This is a genomic window from Streptomyces sp. AC512_CC834 (assembly GCF_019049325.1).
Lineage (GTDB): Bacteria > Actinomycetota > Actinomycetes > Streptomycetales > Streptomycetaceae > Streptomyces.
Window position 1 is genome coordinate 12,978 of sequence record NZ_JAGMUO010000040.1, and the last position, 18,366, is coordinate 31,343.

At 71.6% G+C, this 18,366-nt stretch carries 18 protein-coding genes and 1 pseudogene; 12 read left to right on the forward strand and 7 right to left on the reverse strand.

What is annotated here, in order from left to right:
- The first annotated feature begins 27 nt into the window (after positions 1-27).
- Positions 28-627, forward strand: a complete 600-nt coding sequence (locus KUM40_RS16875; RefSeq protein ID WP_217166797.1) for a TetR/AcrR family transcriptional regulator — start codon at positions 28-30, stop codon at positions 625-627.
- A 90-nt stretch (positions 628-717) separates the two neighbouring features.
- Here the strand turns inward: KUM40_RS16875 and KUM40_RS16880 are convergent, their stop codons facing one another.
- From KUM40_RS16880 to KUM40_RS16890, 3 genes are all read right to left on the reverse strand, one after another.
- Positions 718-1,590: an LLM class F420-dependent oxidoreductase gene (locus KUM40_RS16880; protein WP_217166798.1), complete on the reverse strand. Its 873-nt coding sequence runs from the start codon at positions 1,588-1,590 to the stop codon at positions 718-720.
- Between the two features lie 136 nt (positions 1,591-1,726).
- Positions 1,727-2,221 carry a heme-degrading domain-containing protein gene (locus tag KUM40_RS16885; RefSeq protein ID WP_217166799.1) on the reverse strand — a complete coding sequence of 165 codons (495 nt, stop codon included), beginning with the start codon at positions 2,219-2,221 and terminating at the stop codon, positions 1,727-1,729.
- Positions 2,218-3,300 carry a Gfo/Idh/MocA family oxidoreductase gene (locus tag KUM40_RS16890; protein WP_217166800.1) on the reverse strand — a complete coding sequence of 361 codons (1,083 nt, stop codon included), beginning with the start codon at positions 3,298-3,300 and terminating at the stop codon, positions 2,218-2,220. Before KUM40_RS16890 ends, KUM40_RS16885 begins: the two co-directional genes overlap by 4 nt.
- Positions 3,301-3,348: 48 nt before the next feature.
- Here KUM40_RS16890 and KUM40_RS41375 point away from each other — a divergent pair.
- From KUM40_RS41375 to KUM40_RS16900, 3 genes and pseudogenes are all read left to right on the forward strand, one after another.
- Positions 3,349-3,573 (forward strand): annotated as a pseudogene (locus KUM40_RS41375) (ROK family transcriptional regulator); the annotation flags it as partial.
- Positions 3,574-3,855: 282 nt separating this feature from the next.
- Positions 3,856-4,977, forward strand: coding sequence for an ROK family protein (locus KUM40_RS16895; RefSeq protein ID WP_374227389.1), 1,122 nt, complete (start codon positions 3,856-3,858; stop codon positions 4,975-4,977).
- 152 nt (positions 4,978-5,129) lie between these two features.
- On the forward strand, positions 5,130-5,951 hold the full coding sequence (locus tag KUM40_RS16900; protein WP_217166802.1) for a hypothetical protein: 822 nt from the start codon (positions 5,130-5,132) through the stop codon (positions 5,949-5,951).
- A gap of 34 nt (positions 5,952-5,985) precedes the next feature.
- On the opposite strand, the gene KUM40_RS16905 is transcribed toward KUM40_RS16900, so the two are convergent.
- Positions 5,986-6,765, reverse strand: coding sequence for an HAD-IIA family hydrolase (locus KUM40_RS16905; RefSeq protein WP_217166803.1), 780 nt, complete (start codon positions 6,763-6,765; stop codon positions 5,986-5,988).
- Between the two features lie 206 nt (positions 6,766-6,971).
- On the opposite strand from KUM40_RS16905, the gene KUM40_RS16910 reads away from it, so the two are divergent.
- The 3 genes from KUM40_RS16910 to KUM40_RS16920 are packed head-to-tail and all read left to right on the forward strand — an operon-like array spanning position 6,972 to position 10,120.
- Positions 6,972-7,550 carry a hypothetical protein gene (locus KUM40_RS16910; RefSeq protein WP_217166804.1) on the forward strand — a complete coding sequence of 193 codons (579 nt, stop codon included), beginning with the start codon at positions 6,972-6,974 and terminating at the stop codon, positions 7,548-7,550.
- 2 nt (positions 7,551-7,552) lie between these two features.
- Positions 7,553-8,290 (forward strand): class F sortase, encoded by a 738-nt coding sequence (locus KUM40_RS16915; protein WP_217166805.1) that lies wholly within the window; start codon positions 7,553-7,555, stop codon positions 8,288-8,290.
- A 54-nt stretch (positions 8,291-8,344) separates the two neighbouring features.
- Positions 8,345-10,120 carry a protein kinase gene (locus KUM40_RS16920; protein WP_308401171.1) on the forward strand — a complete coding sequence of 592 codons (1,776 nt, stop codon included), beginning with the start codon at positions 8,345-8,347 and terminating at the stop codon, positions 10,118-10,120.
- Between the two features lie 50 nt (positions 10,121-10,170).
- On the opposite strand, the gene KUM40_RS16925 is transcribed toward KUM40_RS16920, so the two are convergent.
- Positions 10,171-11,703 (reverse strand): peptide deformylase, encoded by a 1,533-nt coding sequence (locus tag KUM40_RS16925; RefSeq protein WP_254395230.1) that lies wholly within the window; start codon positions 11,701-11,703, stop codon positions 10,171-10,173.
- Positions 11,704-11,836: 133 nt separating this feature from the next.
- On the opposite strand from KUM40_RS16925, the gene KUM40_RS16930 reads away from it, so the two are divergent.
- From KUM40_RS16930 to KUM40_RS16945, 4 genes are read left to right on the forward strand one after another with little or no spacing between them, the layout of a single operon-like run.
- Complete coding sequence (locus KUM40_RS16930; RefSeq protein WP_217166807.1) at positions 11,837-12,994, forward strand: glycosyltransferase; 1,158 nt, start codon at positions 11,837-11,839, stop codon at positions 12,992-12,994.
- On the forward strand, positions 12,991-13,695 hold the full coding sequence (locus KUM40_RS16935) for a hypothetical protein (RefSeq protein WP_217166808.1): 705 nt from the start codon (positions 12,991-12,993) through the stop codon (positions 13,693-13,695). The genes KUM40_RS16930 and KUM40_RS16935 overlap by 4 nt, the downstream gene beginning before the upstream one ends.
- A complete protein-coding gene (locus KUM40_RS16940; protein ID WP_217166809.1) occupies positions 13,692-14,906 on the forward strand; it encodes a hypothetical protein in 1,215 nt (404 codons plus the stop codon). Before KUM40_RS16935 ends, KUM40_RS16940 begins: the two co-directional genes overlap by 4 nt.
- Before the next feature lie 14 nt (positions 14,907-14,920).
- On the forward strand, positions 14,921-15,766 hold the full coding sequence (locus KUM40_RS16945) for a glycosyltransferase family 2 protein (RefSeq protein ID WP_308401172.1): 846 nt from the start codon (positions 14,921-14,923) through the stop codon (positions 15,764-15,766).
- On the opposite strand, the gene KUM40_RS16950 is transcribed toward KUM40_RS16945, so the two are convergent.
- The gene (locus KUM40_RS16950) at positions 15,763-16,290 is read right to left on the reverse strand and encodes an ATP-binding protein (protein WP_217166810.1); all 528 of its coding nucleotides are present in this window, start codon (positions 16,288-16,290) and stop codon (positions 15,763-15,765) included. The genes KUM40_RS16945 and KUM40_RS16950 overlap by 4 nt on opposite strands.
- Before the next feature lie 318 nt (positions 16,291-16,608).
- Between KUM40_RS16950 and KUM40_RS16955 the strand changes: the two genes are divergently transcribed.
- Positions 16,609-17,643 (forward strand): glycoside hydrolase family 6 protein, encoded by a 1,035-nt coding sequence (locus KUM40_RS16955; protein ID WP_217166811.1) that lies wholly within the window; start codon positions 16,609-16,611, stop codon positions 17,641-17,643.
- A 56-nt stretch (positions 17,644-17,699) separates the two neighbouring features.
- Here KUM40_RS16955 and KUM40_RS16960 read toward each other — a convergent pair whose 3' ends face one another.
- Entirely contained in the window at positions 17,700-18,356 is a 657-nt protein-coding gene (locus KUM40_RS16960) for a hypothetical protein (RefSeq protein WP_217166812.1), read from the reverse strand.
- Between the last annotated feature and the right edge of the window lie 10 nt (positions 18,357-18,366).

The following is an 18,366-nucleotide window of genomic DNA, read 5'->3' on the forward strand; positions in this document are numbered from 1 at the left end:
GGCTCCGGGAGCGAGGACGTCTGACTCATGGGCCCGAAGCAGCAACGCGGCGCGGCCACCGTCGAGCAGGTGCTCGACTGCGTCCTGGACATCTATGCCGTGTCGGGCGAGACCGGCGTGACGGTGAGCGCCGTGACCTCCGCCAGCGGGGTCAGCGCCGGCAGCGTCTACCATCACTTCGGCAGTCTCCAGGGCGTGCTGGCCGCCGTCGCGCAACGCTGGTTGGGCTGCCTTCTGGCGGAATTGACCTCGGCGCTCGAGCGGGCCGGTGACGATACCCGCTGTGGCATCGAAGCCGTGGTCCGCGGCTACCTGAAATTCGTTGCGGATCATCCGGACGCGGCCCGGCTCATACACTCCGTTGTGATGGACAGTGAAGCCATGGCGAGCGGCCGTGAGCTTCGCGGTTCCCAGGAGGCACGTCTGGCGCCACTGGCCGCGTGGCTTCGGAACCGTCGGGAGGCGGGCGACCTCGTGGCACTGCCCGCGCCCGTGCTCGAGTCGCTCGTCCTGGGCCCGGTGACCGCTCTGGCGCGACGCTGGCTTTCGGTCGGCGACATCGATCTGGACGAGGTGGCGCGCACCGTACCGCAGCAGATCTGGTGGTCCGTCGGTAACCGCCCGTGATACCGGACCGGCCCCGACGGTACCGGACTCCCCGTTCCGCGCCCACGTCGCGGAGCCAAGCCCTGAGCAGGGCCGGTTTTGCGGGGCCCCTCAGCCCAAGAGTGACGCGAGCCTGCGCCAGCCCTCCCTCGGGAGACGGGTCATGTCGGCTTCCACCACCTGGAGGGCCACGTGGTCGGCGCCCGCGGCGTGGAAGGCGTCGATGCGGGCGCGGATCGTGGTCTCGTCGCCCCAGGCGAAGACCGCGTCGATGAGGCGGTCGCTGCCGCCGCCGGTGACGTCGGCTTCGGTGAAGCCGAGGTTGAGGAAGTTCTTGGTGTAGTTCGGCAGTTCCAGGTATCGGGCGAGGTAGGCGCGGGCCGTCGCGCGGGCGCGGGACGGGTCGGCGTCGAGGACGACCTTGAACTCCGGGGCCAGCAGCGGGCCCTCGCCGAGCCGCTCGCGGGCCTGCGCCGTGTGCTCGGGCGTGACCAGGTACGGGATGGCGCCCGCCGCCCGGTCCCTGGACAGGTCCAGCATCTTCGGGCCGAGCGCGGCCAGCACCCGGTGGCCGGAGCGCATCCCCGCCCGGTCCAGGTCGTCGAGGTAGCCGACCATCGTCGAGTACGGGCGGCTGTATCCCTCCACGCGCGGGCCGTGGCTCACGCCGAGGCCGAGCAGGAAGCGGCCGGGGTGGGACACCTCCAGCTCGGCGAAGCCCGCCGCGGCCTCGGACGCCTCGTGCTCCCAGATGCTCTGGATGCTGGTGCCGACCACGATCCGCGAGGTCGCCCCGATCAGCGGGGCGGCGTGCCGGGCGGCGCTGTTGCCGCCGAGCCACAGGGCACCGTAGCCGAGCTGCTCCAACTCGGCTGCGGCCTCGGCCCGTTCGCCCGCACGCTCGGGGTCCTCGGCGCGCAGGACCGCGTTCCAGACGCCGTATCGTCCGACCGATTCCTTCAGGGAAGCCGTCGCGTCGTTCATCGGTTCCGATCCCTCCGGTGGGCTTCGTGATCTTCCTGCGTACCTGTCTGCCTGCCAACCACAGGTACCCACCGGTGATTCCCCGAGTACCCGACCCGGGGCCGATCGGACTACTCGCCCTACTCCCCTACTCGCCCTACTCGCCCAGGAACCGCTCCAGCGCCTCCACCACGAGCCGGTGGTCCTCCACCTGCGGCAGGCCGGACACCGTCACCGCGCCGACCACACCGACGTCGGCGACGGTGACGGGGAAGGAGCCGCCGTGCGCCGCGTACGTGTCGGGGTCGAGCCGCGAGGACTCCTCGAAGGTCGTGCCCTTGGCCCGGAAGCGCGAGCCGACCAGGTACGAGGCGGAACCGTACCGCTCCACCACGCGGCGCTTGCGGTCGATCCAGGCGTCGTTGTCGGGGGTCGAGCCGGGCAGGGCGGCGCGGAAGAGCTGCCGGCCGGCGCGGTGGATGTCGATGGCGACGGGCGCCTGACGCTCCCGGGCCAGCTCGACGAGCAGGGAGCCCAGCGCCCACGCGTCGTCGTTCGTGAACCGGCGGAAGACCAGCCGACGTTCCTGCTCCTCCAGCTCCTCCACGGTGGGTGTCGTCGGCGTCTTCGGTGCGGATGCCTCGGGGCTCACAGGGTCACCACCACTGAGTCGCGGGCGGACCGGCGGGCCGCCTCCAGTACGTCCAGTGCGGCGGCCGCCTCCCGGGCGTCCACCGGGTTCGGGCCGCCCTCGCGCAGGGCCTTCGCCACCGCCGCGTAGTACGCGGGGTAGTCGCCCGCGAGTGTCGCCTCCACGCGTCCGCCGCCGGTCAGCGGGGAGTCGCCGGAGCCGATCCGGCCCCACAGCGACTCGTCCTCCTCGCCCCAGCCGGGGCCCGGCCGCCTGCCCTCGCGCAGCGCCGCCTCCTGCGGGTCCAGGCCGTGCTTGACGTACCCGGCCTTCGAGCCCAGCACTCGGAAACGGGGGCCGAGCTGGGCGGCGGTGGAGGAGACGTGGAGGTGGGAGCGGACGCCGTTCGCGTGCGTGAGGGCGATGAACGTGTCGTCGTCCGCCTCCGCGCCCGCACGCCGTACGACGGACTCGGCGTAGACCTGCGTGGCCGGGCCGAAGAGGACGAGGGCCTGGTCGACGACGTGGCTGCCGAGGTCGTACAGGAGACCTCCGATCTCTGCCGGGTCGCCGGACTCGCGCCAGCCGCCCTTCGGCTTCGGCCGCCAGCGCTCGAAGCGGGACTCGAAGCGCCACACCTCGCCCAGCGCGTCCTCGGCGAGCAGCTTGCGGAGGGTGCGGAAGTCGTTGTCCCAGCGGCGGTTCTGGAAGACGGACAGCAGCAGGCCGCGCTCCTCGGCCAGCGCCGCCAGCTCCCGCGCCTCGGCCGCCGTCCCGGCCACCGGCTTGTCCACCACGACCGGCAGACCGGCCTCCAGGGCCCTCGTCGCGAGCGGTACGTGCGTCTTGTTCGGGGACGCGACGACGACCAGGTCCAGCTCGCCGGCCCGGTCGAACAACTCGTCGGGCGTGGCGACGGTCCGTACGTCCGGGAACTCGGCGCGGGCCTGCTGCTGCCGCTCCGGGTTCGAGGTGACGACCGTGTCCAGGGCCAGGCCCTCGGTGGCGGCGATCAGCGGGGCGTGGAAGACGGAGCCCGCGAGGCCGTAGCCGACGAGGCCGACGCGCAGAGGGGGATTGCCGGGAGGGGTACCTGTCATGGCTCCTACTTTCGCAACGGTGTTGCCAAAGTGCAAGCGCCGGGGACAATGGGGGGCGTGAACAGGACGAACGGCGGAAGTACGGGGGCCGGGGTCAGGGCTGGGGCTGGGTCCGGGGCTCGGTCCGGGACCGGGACCGGGACCGGCGCGGGCGCCAATCTCCTCGCCCTGCGCAGCCACAACACCGCCCTGGTGCTCGACCTGCTGCGCACCGCCGGTGCCGAGGGCATCAGCAGGCTGGAACTCGCCGAGCGCACCGGGCTCACCCCGCAGGCGGTCAGCAAGATCACCGCCCGGCTGCGGCGCGAGGGCCTGGCCACCGAGGCCGGACGCCGCGCGTCCACCGGCGGCAAGCCGCGCACGCTGCTGCGCCTGGTGCCCGAGGCGGGCCACGCGCTCGGCGTCCACCTGGACCGGGACGAGCTGAGGGCGGTGCTCGTCGACCTCGACGGCACCGTGGTGGGGGAGCGGCGCTCGGCGCTGGACCTCGGTGCGGGGGCGGAGACGGTCGTGGAGGGCGTGGCGCGGGCGGTGGAGGCACTCGCGGCGGAGGGCCTGCGGCCACCACCACCTGTCGCGGACGGCCCGCGGTCACCTGTCGCGGATGGCGAGCCGCGAGCGCCGGGCCGCGCCCTCGCCGCGGACGGCGGGCTGCGAGCGTCGGGTTACACCCTCGCCGTGAACGCCGGGCTGGGAGCATCGGGCCGCGTCCCTGTGGCGGATGGCGGGCTGGGAGTGTCGGACCGTGCCCTTGTCTCGGATGGCGGGCCGGGTGTGTCGGGCCGTGCCCCTGTGGTGGACGACGGGCGGCGAGTGCCGGGTCACGCCCCTGTGATGGACGACGGGCTGGGAGTGTCGGACCCTGCCCTCGTCGCGGATGGCGGGCTGGGAGTGTCGGATCCTGCCCTCGTCGCGGATGGCGGGCTGGGAGTGTCGGATCCTGCCCTCGTCGCGGGATCTGGCCCGCGAGTGCCGGGCCGTGTCCTCGACGCCGCTCCCACCCTTCTCGGTCTCGGCGTCGCCCTCCCGGGGCCGCTCGACCACGTTCGGGGTGTGCTGCACCGGGTCACCGGCTTTCCGGAGTGGGACGGCTTCCCCCTGCGGGACGCGCTGGCGCGGCGGCTCGGTGTGCCGGTCGTCGTCGACAAGGACACCAACGCGGCGGCGCTCGGCCTCGCCGTCGGGGGCGAAGGGGGTGGCGAGGACGGCTCCTTCGCCTATCTGCACCTCGGTACGGGACTCGGCGCCGGCCTCGTCTTCGGCGGCGGCGTGCACCGGGGGGCCAGGACCGGCGCCGGGGAGTTCGGGCACCAGGTCGTCCAGTTGGACGGGCCGCCCTGCACCTGCGGCGCCCGCGGCTGCATAGAGGCCCTGTGCCTCGCCGCCGTCGCCCGCGGGGACCTCGCGGAGGCGGCGCGGGTGCTCGGCGCGGGCGCCGCGAACCTCGCCGGGCTGCTGGACATCGACCTGGTGCTGCTGGGCGGCCGTACCGTCGCCGCCGCGCCCGAGGCCTTCGTCCACGGGGTCGGCGCGGTCCTCGACGACCGCGCCCGGCGCGAGGGCGGTCACGACGGCGCCGTACCGGTACGGATCGCGCCCGGCGGGACGCGCGGGGTCGCGGAGGGCGCGGCCCAACTGCTCCTCGCGCCGCTGTTCGGCCGGGGGAACGGCGGCTGAACGAACCGGCAGGGCGGCGCGGGCGTAGGCATAGGAGTAGGCCGAACGAGGGCTTCGCCGCCGCCGATCGAGGTGCGTGCCGCGGCCGTTCGAGGGGTGTGCCCCGAACGGCGGTGCCGTTGGGGCGAGGTGTCCGACACGCTCATGTGTTTATGCGACTGTTCACGCCCACGTCCCCCCGTCCGACGGCGGCAGCCGCCCTCCTCGCCGCCCGCGCCCGCGCCTGGGCCTGTGCCTGCGCGTCAGCCGCCGTGTTCGTGTCCGCCGCCCCCGCGCACGCGGACCCGCGCGACCCGTTGCCCGCCTGCACGGCTCCGGACGACCACACCTTCCCCCTCACGACCCGCCTCCACGGCGGCCCCGCCGGCTACGACCCGGGCGGCGGCTACGGCACCTGGTACCTGGACCTCACCAACACCACCTCCCGTACCTGCGAGGGCATCCACCCGGTCGTCGTCCTCGTCGACGACGCGCGGGCGCTGGAGCCGTCGCAGCCGCGCCTGGAGTTCTACGACGGCGACCGCCCGCACCCCGTCGACTTCGAGAAGACCGACCGCGACGAACTCATCGGCGCCTTCGACGACGGCTTCCCCGGCTTCACCGTCGGCCCCGGCAAGACCCGCACCGTGAAGGTGCGGCTCGCGCTCACCTCGGGCACCGAGCCCGGCGAGGTCACCGCCAACGCGGCCGTCGTCCAGCGCCGGGGCGGTGACGGCGAGTGGATCGGCCAGTCGAACGACTACCGGTTCCGCGTCGGTACGGGCGCGGCGGCGGACGAGTCGGCCACCGCGCAGGACTCCGACCCGGCCACCCCCTCGGTCGCCGCCACCCCGGACGACCAGGGCACCGGCATCCCCTTCGCCGACGAACTCGCCGGCACCGGACTGGGCCGCCTCGACACGGCCCTGGCGGTCACCGCGCTGCTCGTCGCCGCCGGAGGCACGGCCGTACTGCTGGCCCGCAGACGCCGCTGACTTCGCCGACGCCGTTCACGCGCGGGGCGTCGCCTCAGACGAGGTCCACCAGGTCCGCGATGGAGTCCACCACCTTGGTCGGCCGGTACGGGTAGCGGTCGATGTCGTTGCGCGTCGTCAGCCCCGTGAGCACGAGGAAGGTCTCCATCCCGGCCTCGAGACCGGCCAGGACGTCGGTGTCCATCCGGTCGCCGATCATGGCGCTGGACTCCGAGTGCGCGCCGATGACGTTCAGACCCGTCCGCATCATCAGAGGGTTCGGCTTGCCGACGAAGTACGGCTCCTTGCCCGTGGCCTTCGTGATCAGCGCGGCCACGGAACCCGTCGCCGGCAGCGCGCCCTCCGGCGACGGACCGGTGTTGTCCGGGTTGGTGGCGATGAAACGGGCGCCGCTGTTGATCAGGCGGATGGCCTTCGTCAGCGCCTCGAACGAGTAGGTCCGGGTCTCCCCGAGAATCACGAAATCGGGGTCGGTGTCGGTCATGACGTAGCCCGCGTCGTGCAGTGCCGTCGTCAGGCCGGCCTCACCGATGACATAGGCGGTGCCGCCCGGGTGCTGGGTGTCCAGGAAGGACGCCGTGGCCAGGGCGGAGGTCCAGATGTTCTCGACCGGCACCTCGAGACCGATCCGGTTCAGGCGGGCGTGCAGGTCCCGGGCCGTGTAGATCGAGTTGTTGGTGAGCACCAGGAACGGCCGCCCGGAGTCGCGCAGCTTCTTGATGAAGGCGTCCGCACCGGGAACCGGGACCCCCTCGTGCATCAGCACCCCATCCATGTCGGTGAGCCACGATTCGATGGGCTTGCGCTCTGTCATGGGGATGGACTCCTGCCGTGCGTGGGCCAGTGGGCCATGTGGCCATGGGAGGGCCCATGCTATGCAGTCATACGTTCGCACGGATCACTCCCGCGGCCGCTGAAACCCGCAGGCCGTCGCCGTAACCCGTTCGGAGCAGCGCGACCCTCGCAGCGGATGCGGGGACGGGGCCCGCGGGGGAGTCTCCAGGTAACTGGAGGTACACGATGGGCTCACTGAAAGTCACACTCTGTGCCGGAGCCGCGCTGGCCGCCGCGTTGTGCGCACCCGCGGCCTATACGGCGGCCTACGCGGCGGACGGCGGCGGCGTCTCCGTGACACCGTCCTCGCCGGCCCCCGGCACCGACGTCACGCTCCGCGTGCCCGACTGCACCGAGAAGACGGCGATCGCCGTGTCCGCGGCCTTCGAGTCCGACGTCCGGCTCAGCCTGGCCGCCCGGGACGGCGTCCTCGTCGGCTCCAGCCAGGTCCGCTCCACCGTGCAGGCCGGCGCGTACGCCGTACAGGTCAAATGCGGCGACGACGCCCGCAGGGGCACCATCACCGTCGACGAGAAGCGGCGCCCCGACACCGGGCCGTCCGCCCCCGCCTCTCCCGTGGCCCCCGTCGACGCGGGCGGCGGCGGCACCGCGCGGCTGGCCGCCGCCGACAGCGGGGAGCAGGCCCGCTCCGAGCCGCCCGGCACCGCGCACACCGTGACCGGCCTGGTGCTCGCGGGCATCACCGCCGTCGCCGTAGCGCTGCGCAGCGCCCGCAGCCGGAGCCGGAGCCGCGGGACGGGCTGACCATGTCCGAACAGGACGAACGGAATGACCAGGCCGACCAGGCCGAACAAGGCGCCGCAGTGGACGGGCGTCGCACCGCCGCCCCCGGTGGCCGCCTGGTCACCGGCGTCGCCTGGATGGTGCTGCTCCTCGGGCTGTGGCTGTGGGGCCGCGAGGCCACCGACGTACGCGAGGGCATATCCCGGCCGGCCACCGGCGACATGGCGGCGGCCGGCCGACCCCCCGACGTCCCCCTGCCCCCGGCCCACGCGCCCCTGGGCGACGACGCCCGGCCGCAGCGGCTCGACGTCCCCGAACTCGGCATCCAGGCCCCCGTAGTGGCCCGCGGCCTCGACGACAAGGGTGCGATAGAACCACCGCCCTTCGACCGGCCCGGCTCGGTCGGCTGGTACGCGGCCGGAGTCACCCCGGGAGCGGCCGGGACCGCCCTGATGGTCGGCCACGTCGACACCGAGACCCGGCCCGCCGTCTTCTACAAGCTCAGCAGCCTGGAGCCCGGCGAGACGGTCCGGGTGGTCCGCGACGACGGCGGCACCGCCGAGTTCACCGTCGACGACGTTCAGGTCCTCACCCGCGACGGCTTCGACGCCCAGCAGGCCTACGGACCGCGCGACGCGGACCGCGCCGAACTCCGCCTGATCACCTGCGGCGGCACTTTCGACCAGACCACCAACAGCTACACGGCCAATGTCGTCGTCTCCGCCTACCTGACCGGAACCGGAACCGGAACCAGCCCCTAGACGTATCGCCGTATCGCTGCCGCCCCGGTGATTGAGGACCGGTAAGTTGTGTGGGTGACTGGCAACCGTGCGGAGGAGATTGCCGGTCGGTATCTCCTGCTTGAACGTCTGGGCAGTGGAGGCATGGGCACGGTTTGGCGTGCTACCGACCGGTTACTGGAGCGCACCGTCGCGGTGAAGGACGTGCACCTTCACGGCGGTGGAGAGGATCTCTCCCAGCGGTTGCGTCGTGCGCACCGTGAGGCACGTGCCATCGCCCGGATTTCCCATCCCAACGTCATCAACATCCACGACCTGGTCGACTACGAAGACCGGTTATGGCTGGTCATGGAGCTGGTGGAGGGCCCGTCGCTGGCCGAACACGTCGCCGCGCACGGTCCCCCGAGCGTGCAGCGGGTCGCAGAGATCGGCCTTGAGCTCTTGGGCGCCCTCAACGCGGTGCACTCCGTCGGCGCTCTGCACCGGGATGTGAAACCGGGGAACGTCCTGCTGCGCGCCGACGGCCGGGTGGTGCTCTGCGACTTCGGGATCGTGGAACTGACCGACACCGAGTCACTCACCACTTCCGGTGGGGTGATCGGCACCGTGGAGTACCTCTCCCCGGAACGCATGAAGGGCCTGCGGGCGGGCCCGCCCAGCGACCTGTTCTCCCTGGGCAGCACCCTGTGCGCGCTGTTCACCGGAGGTTCGCCGTTCGCCAGGCCGGAGCCCGCCGCGGCGGCGTACGCATTGGTCAACGAGCCGCCTCTGCTGCCCGAGGCGGCCGGGCCACTGCGCCCGCTCCTCGCCGCGCTGCTCCACAAGGACCCGGCCGCGCGGCCGTCCCCCGACGAGATCGCCAACGCGCTGCGGGCGGTGGCCGCGACGCCCGGGTCCGCCGTTCAGCCGGGGCGGCCCACCACGGCCGCCGAGGTGTTGTCCCCACCGAACGACCGTCGCCGTCGCCTGCTCCGGGTGGGCCGCTGGTCGGCCCTGCTGGCAGCGGTGCTGCTCACCGGCGGTGCCGTCACCACCCTGTTGGCCAACCGTTCGTCCGGGCAGCCGGGGACCGGGGCCGACGGGACGCCGGGTGCGGAATCGTCACAGAGCGCGTCGATCCAGCCGACATCGACGAGGATCGGGGCCGCGTTGCCCGCTCCGGGCGATCCGTACAAGGCCTGGCTGTTCTCGGGCGACCAGTACCTGCTCGTCTCCCTGTCGAGGGACGGCGAGCCGGTGGAGAGCAGGGAAGAGGGCCCCGCCCCCCTGACGGACTGGACCGGAGCCTTCGAAGACCTTCCCGGATTCCGCGACGGCATCGACGCGGTGTTGCCCGTTCTCCGGGGGCCCAACGAATACTGGGTGTTCTCCGGCCCGGAGTACATTCGGATGCGCGTCTCCGACAACAACGACAACGGCGACGGCTACGACGACGACTACAGCGTCACGCGGCTGACGGAGCCCGCCCCGCTCGAGCACTGGCGCGAGGCGTTCTGCACGGAAGACGACTTCGTGGCGGGCATCGACGCGGTGATGACGGTCCCGGGCGATCCGGCACAAGCCTGGATCTTCGCCGGGAACAGCTACGTCAGGACGACTCTCAACGGCACCGGTGCCGGAGGGACGTGCGCCATCGACCGGACGCCGCTCAGCAACTGGTCGGGCACATTCAAGAACTACGACAACTTCAAGCGCGAGATCGACGCGGTCCTGCCCGTTCCGGATTCCGAAAGCGACTACTGGGTGTTCTCCGGCGACAAGTACCTCAGGATCCGCCTCGACAGCGAGGACTACTCCGACACCTCGAACGGCACTGCCAAGCCGCTGCCGGACTGGCGCACATTCTCCTAGCAGAGCGCCCGGTCCCACGTGCAGGTGAGGACCTGTCGCCCGCCCAGGGATCAGGGCTCGTACGACCAACCACGGCCCGTCTGCCGGTACTCGGCCACCGGGACGGGCTCCACGCCGGGCCTCATCCGGTGCGTGTACAGGTGGCCTTCGAGGTGGTCGATCTCGTGGGCGACGAGCCGGGCCGCGCCACGTTCGTACGTCGTGGTCACCGTGGTGCCGTCGAGAGCCGTGGTCTCCACGGTGATCCGCAGCGGGCGGGGCACCATCCCGCGTACGTCGAAGAAGCTCAGGCATCCCTCGAACTGCTCGTCGGCCTCCTCCGAGGTGTCCACGATCCGAGGGTTGACCAGGACGATGGCTCCAGCGCCGGCTTCGGGCGGCTGGACGACGGCAACGGCCCGGCCGATCGCGATCTGCGGGGCGGCGATACCTGCCCCCTTGGCGAAGGTGTGCACCCCGGCGATGCGTTCGATCGCCGAGAGGAGGGCTTCGACGGCCTGTTCCACGGCGTCCCGTTCCGCGGGCAGGTCGAAGACCCTGGCGGGCTCGGTGAGGATGGGGGCGCCCTCCTGGACAACGCCGAGATTGCGCATCTGCTGGCTGGGCAGCGCCTCGCTCACGTGAACTCCTTGGGTCTCATGTCCTGTTGGGGCAGCCCGGAAGCGCCATTCGAGACGATAGCGGGCGTGCAGGATGGGCCGGCTCGTCGACCACGTGAAGACGGTGACACCGTTCTCCTCACTCTGGATCGGAGCAGTCTGGAGCGGGGACGCCTCTGCGGTCATGGAAGTCACGGTCCCCCAAACCGCGGGGTCCAGCCGAGTCGGGAAGGCAAGCTGTACTTCGAGGTGCTCGGTAGGCAGCCGGACGGCGCGCTGGAACCAGCGTCCCCACTTCTCCTGACCGACCGTGTACGCGTACTCGATCCACACCGACTCGTCGGGGTATAGCGGGAACCGGCCCTGATCGTTCTCGAACAGCAGCCAGACCTCTTTGAACGCGTCGCGGTCGTGCTTGGCCTGCCAACGCATGCCCTCACCCCGGCACACCGCGTTCAGGTCGAGTTCGCCCCAGGTCAGCGGGTGGGACCGGTAGTGAGCGTTGCTCCGCTCGGGTTCCCCGGGATAGCGGTCGACGCTGATTCGGATGAGGTAGCGGGTGATGGGCTCGGTCCCTGTGTTGCGCAGCAGGCGCCGCATGGTGAGCCGGTAGCTGCGCCCGTCGTAGTCGAGGCGGGCGGCGTCGTGCTCGACGAGGACGGAGGATCCGGTGGCGTAAGGCTGCTCGGTGCGCGCGGCAGGCACCACGGCCGTCTTGCCGGCTCGGATCCTGGCGGTCTCGTAGGCGCGCCACAGATGCCAGATCGCCTTGCCCGCGTTCAACGTCTTGTCGGCGCGTCGCGCGAAGTCCTCCGTGGGCTTCGTCCGCCCGGACTCCATGTGACTGACGTAGGACGGGTGGAAGCCCATACGTTCGGCGAGGGCCCGCTTCGACAGGCCCCGCACCTCCCGCCAGCGTGCGAGTTCCGCGACGAAGTGCTCGTGGGCCTGCTCCAGCGTCAGGTGGCCCTGCGGCTCCATCATTCCCCCGTATGGCGGCTGGTTGAGTGCGTGAGTGAACTGTGAGTGACCCCAGTTCACCATTCTGTCGCTGCCCCTGCCGACGGTTTCCTTCCCTCACCGGTCCGGAACGACCCCCGGCCGGCAGGAGGATCCCATGCAGCGCGTGCTGTATCTGCTCAACGTCTCCAACCCGCACCGGTTGTCAGCCGACTCGGGGTTCACGTTCGCCGAGCTGTTGACGCCCGCTTTCGCGGACGCCGGTGTCGAGGTGACCCTCGCGTCCCCCGCGCCGGTCGGTGACCCGCGTGTGCGGTACGTGCCGACCGTGTCGCCGTCCACGAAGTACCGGGCCCGTTTCGACCCCGACCTGGACGGCCTGGTCGACGTGATCCGTGAGACCCGGCCGGACATCGTCATCGCCAACCAGGTCGAGGCGGTGCCCGCTGTCCGTGCTGCGCTGCTGGAGGCCCGCGTTGACGCTCTGATCGCCGGGTACTGCCACTACCTGCCGTTCTCCTTCACCGGCGGGCAGCAGCCGCGCCTCGACCCTTCCCTGGACGACGGCAGCCTGGGCCGAAGCGTGCTGCTGGCGTTCGCGGCCGGTCTGGCGGCGTGCGACCGGGTCCTGGCCCACTCGGCGACGGCCGCTTCCTGGACGGCGGCGGCCGCCTCGCGAATGAGCGTGGACCTCGCGGACAAGCTGCACATCGTGCCCGCGCCGCGTGACGAGCGGCTGGTCCGCGACCCCGAGGAAGCCGCGGCGTCCGACGGCACGCTGACCGGCGTCTACAACCACCGTCTGTACGCCCACTACGGCACAGCCGAGTTCACCGCGCTTGCGCGGCGGCTGGTGACCGAGGCGCCGGTGCGCCTGACGGTGATGGACCTGTTCGGACAGCGCAGCCCGGAACGGATCCGGCTCGACCCGAGCCCCGAACGGCACCGGCTCGAACTCGCCGATCTGCCGGGGGTCACGATCGCCTCCGACGACGGTGACCGCGTCCGCTACCGGCAGATCCTGGCCGGCGCCCACTTCGGCGTCGCGCCGTTCCGCGCGGGCTGCCCGTGGTCGATGTCGGTGATCGACTGCCAGAGCATGGCGCTGCCGGTCATCGCCCCCCGCACCGGCTGGCTGGCCGAGCACGTCGATGACGACCTGCTGTTCGAGACGCCCGACGAGGCCCTGGCCATCGTGGCACGGCTCGCGACGGACTCCGAGTTCTACCGAGTACAGGCCAAGCGCGCGCACACGGCCACCGCCGACCTGCGGCCCGGCCAGGTCGCCACCCGCTACCTGGAGGCCCTGCGATGACCGACTTCGACATTCTGATGCTGTCGTACGACGAGCCGCGGGCCGACCTGCTGCACATGCGTCTGCAGCGGATCATGGGCTCGAAGGTGAAGCGGCTGCACGGGGTGCACGGAATGCGGCGCGCGTACCGGATGGCCGCCGAGATCGTCGACACCGAGCAGTTCCTCCTCGCCGACGGGGACTTCGTCATCGCCACCGAGTTCCGGCTGGACGACGTGACCCCGCTCGCCGAGGACGTGTCCATGCGGGTGTGGCGGGCCCGCAATCCCCTCAACGGGCTGGTCTACGGCTACGGCGGGCTGAAGCTGATGCGCCGCTCGGCGCTGCGGCAGCTCGGCGAAGCGGTCGACGTGCTCGCTGCTCTTCCCGGCCGTACCGAGTTCCACGTCCGCGTCGCTGGCACCACCCGGATCAACCAGTCGCCCTACCACGCCTGGAAGGCCGGATTCCGGGAGTGCGCCATGCTCGCGCGCGGCAGCGAGTACGGCATGGACGACGGGGAGGCAGCCCAACGGATCGCAGCCTGGACCGGTGACTGCGAGGGCGAGTTCGCCAGGTACGCCATCGCTGGTGCGAAAGAGGGTGTGGCCTTCGCCGGCGAGGCCGCCCGGACACCGCAGATGTTCGACAAGCTGAACGATCCCTCGTGGCTGTTCGCCCGCTTCACCGCTGTCCACGCCGAGCAGGCGGTTGCCGGGTGACCGGCAACGCCCTGGTGCTCGTCGAGCCGGGTGCGCACCGGCCCGGCGGGCACCACCACGGAGCCCTGCTCGCACTCGCGAAGGCGCACCCCAAGACGGTGGTGATCACCCCGTACGGGGTCCCCGGTGAGATGTGGGAGCAGCTCCGGGCAGCCGGCGTCCGGGTGTCCGTCCCCGCGGGGGTGTCGGTCGCGCCGTTGGCCGTGGCGGCTCTCGCCCTGGAATCCGTGGCCGTGGTCGGGCGGCACGTGCTGCGCTCCCGCCGCTGGCCCAATGTCCTACGCCGACTTCCCCACCAAGTGACGCTGATGTCCCGCTGCATGGCCGAAGCGGCATGCGTGCGTACCGCGCGCCGGTTCGGCCCGGGTGCCGTGGTCGTGCTCAGCGCCGGCGAGGCCCTGCACGGGCTCGCCGGGCTCCTCGGAGGCCCGCACAGCCGTTTCGTCCACGAGGTCGTCACTACGGAGGACGCCGCCCTGCGGCTGCTGGGCCGGCTGGCGCGCGCCGGCGAGCGACGCGTGCAACTGTTCGCGCCAACGGAAGCGGTCCGCACCGATCTCGCCGGTCGGTTCCCTGGGCTCCGGGTGCGGGTGCGTCCGTTCGCTGTCGCTGACCCAGAGGACCGGCTCACGGGCGAGGAGCGCCGTCGGGCCCGGGAGGCATTCGGCATTCCGGGTGCGGAAGCCGCCGTGTGCCTGGTCGGCGGCTGGTGGCCGTACAAAGACATCGGCACGGTCGGAGTGGCACTCAACCGGCTAGACGGCCCGCTGCATGTCCTGGTGACGGGCACGCCGCTGCACACCGACGTCCTGGACCGCTGGCGCGCTCTGCCTGCGGTACGGCTGCACGTGGTGCCGGGCCCGGCCACGCAGGCTCAGGTCCGGGAGGTGTACGCGGCGTCCGATGCCGCGGTGGTCGTACGCCGGGCCGGGGTGGCCAAGGAGTCGGGGCTCGTGGTGGACGCCGTACGGCTCGGGGTGCCGCTGCTCGTGTCCGAACATGATCCGGCCCTCACCGGCCGTCTCGCCGGCCGCCCGTGGGTCAGGACGTTCCCCGCCGGTGACGGGGGCGCCCTCGCGGCGCTGCTCCGCGATCTCGCGTGGAGTCCCCTGGTCCACCCGTCGGCCGGCGTGGGCGCTGAACTTGGAGTTCCCACGGCCGCCGCACAGGCCGCCTTCCTCTACGACACCGCCTCGAAGGGTGCCCGCTGATGTCTGTTCCTCCCGTGCTGGTCGCCGTGATCGGCCCTGTGGAACCCGCCTTGCTGACCGCGTGGGTCGACCACTACCGCTCACTGGGCATCGAGCGGTTCGTGCTCGGGTTCCACTTCACCGACTGCGCACCTGCCGACCGGCGTATCAAAGTCCAGGCGGCGTGCCGTGAGCTGGGGATCACGCCGACCACTGTCAGCCACGGGCCCTGGCATGAACACACCAACACCCGGTTGCGGGACCTGCTGCGGGTCGAGGCGGGCGATGGCTGGCACCTGCTGGCCGACTCCGACGAATTCCAGGTCTACCCCGCCCCGATGGACGAGCTGATCGCCCAGGCGGAACGCCGAACGGGAACGGTCGGAGGGCTGATGCTCGACCGGGTCGCCGACGACGGCACGCTGACAGGCTGGACTTCCGGCGTGAAGGCTCTGGACGCGGCGTATCCGCTAGGCGGGTTCTTCACCCACCACCTGCTGCGCGGCGACCCCCGCAAGGTCGTCCTCGCGCACTCGCGCGTGCCGGTGGATTCCGGGAACCACCGGGCGGAAGGGCACCGGCCGGCGAACCGGCCGCCGGTCATCGTGCACCACTTCAAGTGGCGTAGCGGCGTGGCCGAGGATGTCGAGCGGCGGGCCTTGCACTGTGCGGACGGCACATGGCAGACCGCTTCCCCGGCATGGCTCTCCGAGGCCCGCCAGTTCATGGGCCACCTCGTTCAGCACGGCGGACGGATCAACGTGGACGACCCTCGGTTCGGCTTGCGGCCGGTGTCGCTGGGGACGGTGCCCGCCTGGTGGGCGGCTGAGGCGACTCAGCTTGTCGGCGCCTGGCGGCCTCCCGTCTACGGCCGCGCCTAGAACGAGTCCTGGTCGACGACCTCTTCGCCCTCCCCCGCGGGCGGTTCGAACCGGGCGTAGAAGTCGTCGAGGGCGGCCGCGCTGACCGTGAGCGCGTTGGCGTCCTGCCGCTGGTTGCGCTCGTCCAGACGGCGCAGCAACTCGGCCCGGTCGACGGGGAAGTACAGCAGCCGCCACCGGCCCCCCGCCGATTCAACGACCTTCATCCACTCCTCGCGGGCCGAGCGCAGCCACAGGCCGTGATCGAGGACGACGTCCCGGCCGACCGCGAGGAGCTTGACCAGCTCCTCGCGGATCTCGGCGACGATCGGCGACTCCAGAGCGAAGTAGTCGGGCTCGGGGTAGTCGACGCCGTACCGGCCGTGCCGTTCGTAGACCCGCTCATCCACCGAGAGCCGGACAGCGCCTGTAGACTCCAGGCGCTTCTTCGCGAATGTGGTCTTGCCCGACCCTGTCAGCCCTACCAGCAGGTAGACGGTCGGCCTGGCGTCCGAGGCGGCGTTCTGCCTGGACTCGGTGTCCACTCGTGCACTCCTTGCATGGCGTCGGTCCCTCTACTGCCCAGACTGCCACCTCCATGGCCTCGGTGCCCCTGATTCCGGGGTGAGCCCATCCTTGGTCCCGGACGAGTGCATCGTGCTCGGTCCGGTCGACGCTCAGTCGTCGGCAAAGCTTGGAGCCGGACCAGTCCTCGCCGTCGCTGGCGTACATTTCGCGCCTTCCCGCGCCCCGGCTTCCTCGTACTCGTAGTAGGACAGGCATTCCCCTGACCCGGGAACCGCGTGGGCGCAGGCCGCGTATGTCAGGATTGAGCCTCGTAACAGTGCACCCAGGGGGGTTGGATGTACGGCAGCAAGCCGGCCGGAAGCATGTCCAGGAGGCGAGCTGCGTCGGCGGTGGCGCTGGGGGCGGCTCTGCTGCTCGCGGGCTGCTCCTCGTCCGGGGACGGGGACGGGGACGACGAGGGCAAGGGCGCGGGCGCCGGGATCACGCAGCAGCCCAAGGAGGCCGACCCGTTCTGGGTCAATCCCGACGGCAACGCGGCACAGCAGATGGCGTCCCTCACGGAAGCGGGGAAGAAGGACCAGGCCGAACAGATCCGCAAGATCGCCCAGCAGCCGACGGGCGAGTGGCTCACCCCGGAGAACCCCGAGGAGCAGGCCCGCGGATTCACCGAGGCCGCCGACGAGGCCGGCCGCACCGCGCTGCTCGTCCTCTACAACATCCCGCACCGCGACTGCGGCCAGTACTCGGGCGGCGGCGCCGCCGACGGCAATGCCTACCGCTCCTTCGTCGACGGCGTGGCCAAGGGCATCGGCGACCGTGCCGCCACCGTCATCCTGGAACCGGACGCGGTGCTCCACCTCGTCGACGGCTGCACCCCGCAGGAGTTCCACGAGGAGCGCTACGACCTCCTCAAGGGCGCCGTCGAGAAACTCACGGCCCTGGAGAACACCAAGGTCTACCTGGACGCGGGCAACGCCGGCTGGGGTCATCCCGACCAGATCTTCGAGCCGCTGAAGCGGGCCGGCATTGACCAGGCCGACGGTTTCTCGGTCAACGTCTCGAACTTCTACACCACCAAGGATTCCATCGCCTACGGCAAGCAGCTCTCCGCCAAGGTCGGCGGCAAGCCCTTCGTCATCGACACCAGCCGCAACGGCAACGGCCCCTACACCGGGGGCGCCCCGGACGAACGCTGGTGCAACCCGCCCGGCCGAGCCCTCGGCGAAACCCCGACGACCAAGACGGCGGACCCGCTCGTCGACGCCTACCTGTGGGTCAAGCGCCCCGGGGAGTCCGACGGTGAGTGCAAGGGCGGCCCCAAGGCGGGCGAGTGGTACCCCGAGTACGCCTTGGACCTGGCCAAGGGGTAGCGAAGGGATAGTCGACGGACAGTCACCTGGTGCCTTGTCCGTGTCCGTATCCGTTCCTATGGCCGCGGTGTGCTGGACCAGCGCCACGTGGTGAGACGAGGGTGCCCCGGCAACTCGGCGCGGCCGGTGGCCCACAGCAGGGTGGGCCAGGGATCCGCGTCGGCCGGAGCCTCTGGAAACAGACGGGCGAGCACCCGCGAGCAGAGAGCGGCGGGCGGGGTCCAGGCAAGCCCGAAGCCTTCCGCCACGTCGTGCATGTGCACCAGCGTCTCCACCACCCCCATCGCCGCGAAGCCTTCGGGGTCCGACACCCCGGCGGCGTGGTGGGCGCGGACCCGGGACGGCGTCGTACGCACCATGGCGACCAGCAGCGCGCCGCACGCCTCCAGCACCTGCACCAGGCCGGCCGGACCCGCATCGCGCTCCGCGTGGGCGAAGGCCATGGGGCCGTCCGGCCTCTTCCGGTTCAGCGCGAAAGGCACATGGGTGTCCAGGGGCGGGCTCTGCGGCCCCAGTTGTACGGCGTAGTACAACAGGTCGTTGGCGAGGTGCTCGACGGTCTCCCAGCAGTCCCACTCCAGCGAACCGGCCTTACCGCCCCACCCCTTTGAGGGGGCGTCCCGAAGGACGCCCACGGCGAGCCGCACGGCAAGGTCGACGTCGTCCGCGGTGACGGGAGACAGGACTGATCCGGGTTCGGCTGATCGAGACATGACGGCACCG